An 8,888-nucleotide genomic window follows, 5' to 3' on the forward strand; every position below is an offset into this window, starting at 1 on the left:
TCCGATGACCCAGGCGAAGACCAGCACCGCCAGACCGCCCAGGCGCCAGCGAAGGAGCGCGCGCTCCAACAGGACTGTTGCCGCGCGCCCTCCTAGCACCGGCGATATTCTTTACTGCGGGGCCGGCGTTTGGTTGCAGGATCGGGCGACGGCCCTCCTTCAGCCGGGAGAGACCGGTCTTGTGGCCCATGGGCGGCCCCGCCTCTTCACGGCCGGTCCGAGGCGGCCCGCAGCACCCGGATCGTGCGGCTCTCCCTGAACGGCGCGCATGGCGTTCCAGCGCATTTGGGAAGGCGCCGCCAAGGCTGCGGTCCAGGCGGTGGCCCCTGCCCGCCCCACATCGCCCTGGGGCTCACCTGGAAGAGCGCGCCTGAGGTCTGAGCACGTGTGTATTGCAGCCTCCAGCGCCGGAAGTCGGAGGCCCGCAAGGCCGGGAACGTCGGGAGGGGCAGGCGGCAGCATACGTTGTCTGCCCATGACTGCCGCCGCAGTCTCATCGTCCGCATTTTTTCGTTGCAAAGCCTCCGGGGCAGTGCCATTTGTATGAGTAAATAGCGCCACCACCGGGTCTTCAACCGGGCGCATTTCATATGGGGACAGACGTTTGGCGGGCGTGGAATTGCTGAACCTGACGAAGCGGTTCGGTCAGACAACGGTTATCGACGATCTCTCCCTCAGCATTGGCGAAGGCGAGTTCGTGGCCTTTCTCGGACCTTCGGGCTGCGGCAAGTCCACCCTGCTGCGCATGGTCGCGGGACTGGAGACGGCGGATGCGGGCGAGATCCGCATCGGAGACCGACGCGTGGATGTGCTTCCTCCCGGCGACCGGGGTGTGGCCATGGTGTTCCAGCACTACGCCCTGTATCCGCACATGACGGTGCGCGAGAACATGGCCTTTGGGCTGAGGAACGCGCGCACGCCCGCCGACGAGATCGCCCGCCGCATCGACGAGGCGGCGGAGATGCTGGAGATCGCACCGCTGCTGGATCGCAAGCCCGGCATGCTGTCCGGGGGGGAACGCCAGCGCACCGCCATCGGGCGAGCCATCGTCAAGAAGCCGGACCTGTTTCTGTTCGACGAGCCCATGTCCAATCTGGACGCCGCCCTGCGCCTGCGCACCCGGCTGGAGCTGGCCCAATTGCGGCGACGGGTGGAGGCGGCGATGATCTTTGTCACCCATGACCAGGTGGAGGCCATGACCCTGGCCGACCGCATCGTCGTCATGAGCAAGAACGGCATCGAGCAGGTGGCCACGCCGGTGGAGATCTATGCGCGTCCCGCCACCGCCTTTGTCGCCGGCTTCGTCGGCTCACCCCGGATCAACTTCCTGCCGGTGACCGTGACGTCCGGTGTCGACGGTTTCGCCCACGCCCGGCTTGAGGACGGGCTCATGATCGCCACCCGCGTCCCGAGCGAGGGCCTGACTGGGGGCGAGGGCTGGCGGCTGGCCTTGCGCCCCCATGCTGTGACCATCACCGCGCCGGGCGCCGGCGATCTGGACGCGGCCGTGGATGTGGTGGAACGCCTGGGCGACCGGGATCATGTGTACGCCACAACGGATCAGGGCAGGCGTCTCGTGGCGGAGAATCCGGGTCAGACGCCGCTGAAGATCGGCGACCGCATCGGCCTCAAGCTGAACGGTGTCGCGGCGCACCTGTTCGACGCCAACGACCGCGGCTGGCATGCGGCGGACTGATTGATGAGCACCCAGGCCCCTGCCGTCGCCGCCCGGCCGCCCGGCCGCCGCACACGGGACTGGAGCGGTCTGCCCTTCGTGACCCCGTACCTGTTCGTGTTCGTCACCTTTCTGATCGGGCCCATGATCGCGGGGGTGATCCTCAGCCTCTACAAGGCCGACCTCTTCGGCGGCGCGACCTTCGTCGGGGTGGAGAACTATGTCCGGCTGATGCGGGACCAGGTGTTTGTTCAGGCGGTGGGGAACAGCTTCTACTTCGTCGTTCTGACCGTGCCGTCGCTGGCCCTGCTGGGACTGTTGCTGGCCCTGGCCCTCAACAGCCAGACCCGCACGGCCGCGATCCTGCGGGGCGTCTTCTTTGCATCGTCGGTGTTGTCGGTCACGGTCGTCACCCTGATCTGGCGCATGGTGCTGATCTCGGACGGCGGACTGATCGCCAACGGCCTGGAGGCGTCGGGACAATCCCCGATACCGTTCCTGGACGATCCGGGCCTGGTCATGCCGGCCATCGCCCTGACCACTGTGTGGTGGTGCCTGGGTCTGCCCATGATGATCTTCCTGGCGGCTCTCCAGCAGGTTCCGAAAGAGCTTTACGAAGCCGCCGCCCTGGACCGGGCCGGCCCCCTCATCCGCCTGTGGCGCATCACCCTGCCATCCATACGGCGCGCGGTGGCCCTGGTGGTGGTGATCCAGATCGTGCTGCAGTTCCAGCTGTTCGGCCAGGCCCAGCTGATGACCCAGGGCGGGCCGAACGGCGCCTCGCGACCCATTGTGCTGTTCATCTATGAGGTGGGCTTCCGGCGCTGGGACATTGGCTATGCGGCGGCGGCGTCCCAGATCCTGTTCGCCATCATCCTCATGGCGGCCATGGTGCAGTTCCTGATCGCCCGCACGCGGGAGGAGCAGTCATGATCCCCGCCCACGGCGCCGTGGACCGGACGGGCCGCTGGCTGGCCCTCGGCGGACTGGTCCTGGCCGCGCTCATCATGATGGCGCCCATGCTGTGGATGCTGGGCCTGTCGCTCAAACCCAATGTCGAGCTTCTGCGCGACACCAACTCGGTCTTTCGGGCGCCATGGACGCTTCAGAACTACGCCGACATCCTGGGCGGCTCGGGCGTGTTCCGCTGGCTGATCAACAGCGCCATCGTGGCGCTGGCTACGACCCTTGGCGTGCTGATCCTGTCGTCGCTTGCGGGCTACGGCTTCGCGCGACTGAAATTCCCCGGCCGCAACATCATCTTCATTCTGGTCCTCTTCGGCCTCGCAATTCCGGAGCAGTCGGTGATCATCACCAGGCACCAGATGCTGAGCTGGCTGGATCTGCACAACAGCTACCCGGCCCTCATCCTGCCGGGACTGGCCGCTCCGTTCGGCGTGTTCCTGATGACCCAGTATTTCCGGGCCATCCCCAAAGAACTGGACGAAGCCGCCATGCTGGACGGGGCGTCGCGGTTCCGCGTCTTCTGGAAGGTGCTGCTGCCGCTGACGCTGCCGGCCCAGGCGACCCTGGGCATCTTCACCTTTCTGGCGGCGTGGAACGATTACTGGTGGCCGCTCATCTCGGCCACGGACAGCCGCATGTTCACCCTGACGGTGGGCATCGCCGCCACCCAGCAGAACTTCGCCCAGACCAACGGCCTGGGGTTCCTGATGGCCCAGGCGGTGTTCGCCTCCATCCCCATCCTGATCGTCTACGTCATCTTCCAGAAGCACATCGTGCGCGCGGCGGCGGGAGCGGCGGTGCGATGAGGATGCGGGCCGTGATCTCCATAGCGGCGGCGGTCGCCCTGACCGCGTGCGGGCCGCGAGAGGACGTGACCGAAATCCAGGTCCAGCGCGTCTTCGGCGAATGCGGCGCCGAGATCGGGGACCGGACCGACGCCGAAAATCTGGACAGTGAATGCGGCGTCATGACCGCCCTGATCAACGCCTTCGAGGCGCAGAACCCGGACGTGCGGGTGCGGGTGAACATCGCGCCCTGGCCGGGCTACGACCAGCTGTCCGCGCGGCTGGCGTCGGGGGATCCGCCGGACTTGGTGACCATGCATGTATCGTCCATTCCGGACTATCAGTCCCGCGGCCTGCTGGCCCCCCTGGCGGACGGGCTGGCCCAGGCCGGCGTGGACCGGATGACGCTCACCCCCACCGCCCTGGGCGGCGTCAGCCGGGACGGCGAGCTTTATGGCCTGCCCATCGATATCTGGGCGCCGCTCTGGCACATCAACATGAACCTGTTCCGCCAGGCGGGCCTGGTGCGCGCGGACGGATCGCCCGTCCTGCCGACCAGCGCCGACGAGTTGCTGGATCAGGCGCGCCGCTTCACCGAGGCGACGGGAAAGCCCTATCTGGTCCAGTCCATGGCCAATGAGCGGGCCGCCTATACGCGCAATCTCTACACCTTGCTGATGCAGCAGAACGCGGATTTCTTCGCCGACCGCCGACGCATCGACCTGACCACGCCCGAGGCCCGGCGCGCGGTTCAGTTGTTCAAGGACATCTACGACCGGAACCTGACCACGAGGAACCAGGACTATTCCGCGGCCACCGCCGGTTTCATCAACGGTGGCGGCGGCGTCTATCTGGTGGGCACATGGATGATCGGCGACTTCGAGCGTGAAGCCAACCGCCCGGGGGCCCCGCTTGAAGGCGGCTATGCCGTCGTTCCCTATCCCCAGCTGTATCCGGGTCGTCCCGCCAGTTTCATCGACGGCCATGCCTGGGTCATGCCGGTGCGCGACCGCACGTCCCGGGAGCGCGAGGCCGTGTTCCGCCTGCTGCGGTTCTTCGCCGAACATCACCTGGACTGGTCTCGCACGGGGCACCTGCCGACCAGCCAGGCGGTGATCGAGAGTCCCGAGTATCTGGCGCTGCCGCACCGCGCGTCCATCGCGTCGCTGGCGGAAATCGGCGAGCCGTTGCCCAGCGACGTGGAGCGACAGTTCGCCATCCAGGACATCATCGGCGACGAGATGGCCTCGGCCATCACGGGCCGGAAATCCATCGACCGGGCGCTGGCGGACGCCGAGCACCGGGTCAACGACCTTCTCTTCCACATCCCCGAGACCTCGAACTCAAGACCGTGAGCCCAAAACTGTGAGCAAAGCCATGCTGTCGTCCAAAATCGTCGCTGACCGCGACTTCGTCATCTCAGCGCTGGACCGGCGGGTGTTCGGCACCTTCGTCGAGCACATGGGGCGCTGTGTCTATGGCGGCATCTACGAGCCGGGCCACGAGACCGCTGACGCGGACGGCTTCCGCGGCGATGTGCTGGAGCTGACGCGCGAACTTGGCCCCACCATCGTCCGGTATCCGGGCGGAAATTTCCTGTCGGGCTATGACTGGCAGGACGGCGTCGGGCCCAAGGATCAGCGGCCGGTGAAGCTGGACCTGGCCTGGGGGTCGACCGAGACCAATCAGTTCGGGACCAACGAGTTCATCACCTGGTGCCGCCGGGCGGACATCGAGCCCATGTTCGCGGTCAATCTGGGCACCCGCGGCCCGGACGAGGCGCGCCACTTTCTGGAGTACTGCAACCACCCCGGCGGCACCCTCTATTCGGACCTGCGCAAGGCCCACGGCTTCGAGGAGCCGCACAACATCCGGTTCTGGTGCCTGGGCAACGAGATGGACGGCCCCTGGCAGATCTGCGCCAGGACGGCCCGGGAATACGGCCGCATCGCTCAGGAGACCGCCAAGGTCATGCGCTGGGTCGATCCCGACCTGGAGCTGGCGGCCTGCGGCTCGTCCGCCCGGACCATGGATACCTACGCCGCCTGGGAATACGAAGTGCTGGACCAGTGCTTCGACCAGGTCGACTACATCTCGCTGCACCAGTATTTCCGCAACGACGAGAACGACATCGCCCGCTACTTCACGGTGATCGAGGACCTGAACGCCTTCATCACCGAGGTGACGGCGATCGCCGACGCCGTGGCGGCCAGGCGCCGCTCCTCCAAGCGGATCATGCTGTCGCTGGACGAATGGAACGTCTGGTACAAGGCCCACGGCGGCGAACACCTGCGCAAGCCGGGCTGGCCCGAGGCCCCCCCCCTGCTGGAAGAGATATACAATTTCGAAGACGCCCTGATCGTGGGCGGCGTGCTCATCACCATGATGAACAACGCCGACCGGGTGAAGTCCGCGTGCCTGGCCCAGCTGGTCAACGTCATCGGCCCGATCATGACCGAAACTGGCGGCCCGGCGTGGCGCCAGACCATCTTCCACCCCTTCGCCCAGGCGTCACGGCACGCCCATGGCGAGGTTCTGCGCCTGAAGGTCGACAGTGAAACCTTCAGCGGCGGTGACCATGAAGCGGTCCCGTATCTCCTGGCCACAGTGGTGCGGAACCGCGACACCGGCGCCTGCTCGGTGTTCGCCCTGAACCGGAGCACCGACCAGGACATGGCCCTGGACGTCGAACTGCGCGGCTGCGGCGTCACCGCGCTGACAGGGGCCGAGCAATTGCACCACGCAGATCTGAAGGCGATCAACACCCGGGACGACGAGGCCGTTTCCCCTTCGGACAACGGCACAGCGGTGCTTAACGGCGAGAGGCTGACAGCGACATTGAAGGCCCAGTCGTGGAACGTCTTCACCCTGGCGTGAACCCTTCGGGACGGCCGGCCTTGTCCGGCGGCCCGGCGTGTTCTCTAAGGAGGCGACAGGAATCGAAACACCCATGACCACGCCTGCGTCGCCTCGCGACAAGAAAACCGGCCTGCGCCTGCACAGCTCGATCGCCCGTGATCTTGGTCTGGCGATCGTCGCCGGCCATTACAAGCCTGGAGATATCCTGGGCGGGGAAATAGAAGCCAGCGCCTTGCTGCAGGTGTCACGAACCCCTTACCGCGAGGCGGTTCGCATTCTGGCGGCCAAGGGTCTGGTGGAAAGTCGACCCAAGGTGGGCACACGGGTCAGTGCGCAAGACCAGTGGCATCTGCTCGACCCCGACGTGCTGGCGTGGATTTTCTCCGGCGATCCCGCCCCCACGGTGCTGCAGAGCCTGTTTGAGCTTCGTTCGGTGGTGGAGCCGGCGGCAGCTGAAATGGCGGCGAAACGCCGCTCGGACCGCCACCTCAGGGACATGCGCGAGGCCCTGGATGGCATGGTCGCACACACCCTCAACACCGAGGCGGGGCGTAAGGCCGACGGCGCCTTTCACGGGGCCTTGCTGGCGGCCAGCGGCAATCCCTTCATGATCTCCCTGACAAACAGCGTCACCGCCGCCGTCAGCGCCCTGACCGAGTTCAAGCAACGCGCCACGCCGTTGTTGCGCGACCCTGTGCCGGACCATGAACTGGTCTATGAGGCGGTGGCCGCCGGCAATCCGAAGCAGGCGCATAAGGCCATGGCCGAGCTCATTCGTCTGGCCATCATGGACACCCCCATTCAGATGACCGAGCGAGCCCGCCGCGGGCGCGCCACTTCCCAAACCAGCTGATCGCTGACCAGTCCCCAACCATTGATCTGGTCCGAGCTCGCGCCTGGAGAGGACTTGGGGGCGGCGGAAGTTGAGAAAGCCAACAACGCGACCTTGTTTATTTGTATGAGTTATGCTTAGCACGAGGCGCCCTTTCCTCACCTTGCAAGGCGGTGCGACTGCATGACACTGACAGGCGACTTCTTCATCGGCTCACGACGGATCGCACGTCCCGCCGGATTCAGGGCGTTCAATCCCGCCGCGGACACGCTGCTGGAGCCTGAATTCTCCGCGGCGGGGCCGGATGATGTGGACGCCGCCTGCGCTCTGGCGATGGAGGCCTTCCTGGTCTATCGGGAAACCAGTCCCGACCAACGCGCACGGTTTCTTGAGACCATCGCCGACAACATCGAGGCTCTCGGCGACGCCCTGATCGAGCGCACGAGCCTGGAGACTGGCCTTCCCGCCGCCCGCCTACAGGGCGAGCGGGGCCGCACATGCGGCCAGCTGCGGCTGTTCGCCCAGGTGATCCGGGCGGGCGACTGGACCGGCGCCCGCCTGGACACGGCCCTGCCCGAGCGGCAGCCCCTGCCCCGTCCCGATTTGCGCCAGCGCAAGATCGCCCTGGGGCCCGTCGCCGTCTTCGGGGCCAGCAACTTCCCCCTGGCCTTTTCGGTGGCTGGCGGAGACACCGCCTCGGCGCTGGCCGCCGGCTGCCCCGTCGTGGTCAAGGCCCATCCGGCCCACCCGGGCGCTTCCGAAATGGCGGCCTCCGCCATCGCCGACGCGGTCAGGACGTGCGGCCTCCCGGACGGGGTGTTCTCCCTGCTCGCCGGCGACTCCCATGAGCTGGGCGGCGCCCTGGTGGCCGATCCCCGCATCAAGGCGGTCGGCTTCACCGGATCACGTGCGGGCGGCATGGCCCTGATGCACATCGCAGCCCAGCGGCCAGAACCGATCCCGGTTTTCGCCGAAATGAGCGCCATCAATCCCGTGCTGCTTCTGCCGGCAGCACTGGATGACCGGGCGGACGCTCTGGGCCAGGCCTTCGCCGGCTCCCTCTGCATGGGCGCTGGCCAGTTCTGCACCAACCCGGGCCTGGTCCTGGCCATGGAATCCCCGTCGCTGGACCGCTTCATCGCAGCGGCGGCCGAGGCCCTGCGCGCCACGCCGGCTGGCGTCATGCTGACCCCCGGCATTCACGCCAGCTATGTCCGGGGCGTCGAAACCCTGGCCGGCGTCGAGGGTGTCGAACAGGCAGTCCCGGGCGGGACGGCGGATGCGCCCAACCGGGGCCGCAGCGCCCTGTTCGTCGTCACCGCCGAGGCATTCATGGCCGAGCCCAGGCTCGGCGAGGAAGTCTTCGGCCCGGCCTCGGTGGTGGTGCGCTGCCGCGATGAGGCCGAACTGCTCCGACTGATCGATGACCTGGAAGGCCAGCTCACCGCCACCCTGCATCTGGAGCCTGCCGATCACGATCTGGCGCGGCGTCTCCTGCCTCACCTCGAAACCAAGGCCGGGCGCATCCTCGCCAATGGCTGGCCCACCGGCGTGGAGGTGAGCCATGCGATGGTTCACGGAGGCCCGTTCCCCGCCACCTCGGATCCGCGCTTCACCTCCGTCGGGACCCTGGCCATCGACCGTTTCCTGCGGCCTGTCTGCTACCAGGCGCTGCCCGCTGATCTGCTGCCGGCCGCCCTGGCCGATCACAACCCCCTCAAGATCAACAGACTGGTCGACGGCGTTCTGCGCCCAGCCGGATAAAGGAGCC

Annotated in this window: 7 protein-coding genes; all 7 read left to right on the forward strand. The window is 66.9% G+C overall.

Features of this window, described 5'->3' with window-relative positions; translation table 11 throughout:
- Window positions 1-613: 613 nt before the first annotated feature.
- The 7 genes from C0461_RS02470 to C0461_RS02500 all read left to right on the forward strand — a co-directional run bounded on the left by C0461_RS02470 (window position 614) and on the right by C0461_RS02500 (window position 8,881).
- Complete coding sequence (locus C0461_RS02470; protein WP_292103644.1) at window positions 614-1,696, forward strand: ATP-binding cassette domain-containing protein; 1,083 nt, start codon at window positions 614-616, stop codon at window positions 1,694-1,696.
- Window positions 1,697-1,699: 3 nt separating this feature from the next.
- Window positions 1,700-2,608, forward strand: a complete 909-nt coding sequence (locus C0461_RS02475; protein ID WP_292103636.1) for a sugar ABC transporter permease — start codon at window positions 1,700-1,702, stop codon at window positions 2,606-2,608.
- Entirely contained in the window at window positions 2,605-3,447 is an 843-nt protein-coding gene (locus C0461_RS02480) for a carbohydrate ABC transporter permease (RefSeq protein ID WP_292103638.1), read from the forward strand. The genes C0461_RS02475 and C0461_RS02480 overlap by 4 nt, the downstream gene beginning before the upstream one ends.
- Window positions 3,448-3,449: 2 nt before the next feature.
- Window positions 3,450-4,781, forward strand: coding sequence for an extracellular solute-binding protein (locus C0461_RS02485; protein WP_292103647.1), 1,332 nt, complete (start codon window positions 3,450-3,452; stop codon window positions 4,779-4,781).
- Window positions 4,782-4,803: 22 nt separating this feature from the next.
- Window positions 4,804-6,303: an alpha-N-arabinofuranosidase gene (locus tag C0461_RS02490; RefSeq protein ID WP_292103640.1), complete on the forward strand. Its 1,500-nt coding sequence runs from the start codon at window positions 4,804-4,806 to the stop codon at window positions 6,301-6,303.
- Between the two features lie 73 nt (window positions 6,304-6,376).
- Window positions 6,377-7,138, forward strand: a complete 762-nt coding sequence (locus tag C0461_RS02495; protein ID WP_292103641.1) for a FadR/GntR family transcriptional regulator — start codon at window positions 6,377-6,379, stop codon at window positions 7,136-7,138.
- Between the two features lie 162 nt (window positions 7,139-7,300).
- Complete coding sequence (locus C0461_RS02500; RefSeq protein ID WP_292103643.1) at window positions 7,301-8,881, forward strand: aldehyde dehydrogenase (NADP(+)); 1,581 nt, start codon at window positions 7,301-7,303, stop codon at window positions 8,879-8,881.
- Window positions 8,882-8,888: the final 7 nt, after the last annotated feature.

Origin of the sequence: Brevundimonas sp. (genome assembly GCF_013823285.1) — a bacterium.
GTDB lineage: Bacteria > Pseudomonadota > Alphaproteobacteria > Caulobacterales > Caulobacteraceae > Brevundimonas.

Excerpts from the sequence above, each read along its gene's own strand:
- C0461_RS02475 (WP_292103636.1), top strand. The coding sequence starts at position 1,700 with ATGAGCACCCAGGCCCCTGCCGTCGCCGCCCGGCCGCCCGGCCGCCGC.
- C0461_RS02480 (WP_292103638.1), top strand. The coding sequence starts at position 2,605 with ATGATCCCCGCCCACGGCGCCGTGGACCGGACGGGCCGCTGGCTGGCC.
- C0461_RS02485 (WP_292103647.1), top strand. The coding sequence starts at position 3,450 with ATGCGGGCCGTGATCTCCATAGCGGCGGCGGTCGCCCTGACCGCGTGC.
- C0461_RS02490 (WP_292103640.1), top strand. The coding sequence starts at position 4,804 with ATGCTGTCGTCCAAAATCGTCGCTGACCGCGACTTCGTCATCTCAGCG.
- C0461_RS02495 (WP_292103641.1), top strand. The coding sequence starts at position 6,377 with ATGACCACGCCTGCGTCGCCTCGCGACAAGAAAACCGGCCTGCGCCTG.
- C0461_RS02500 (WP_292103643.1), top strand. The coding sequence starts at position 7,301 with ATGACACTGACAGGCGACTTCTTCATCGGCTCACGACGGATCGCACGT.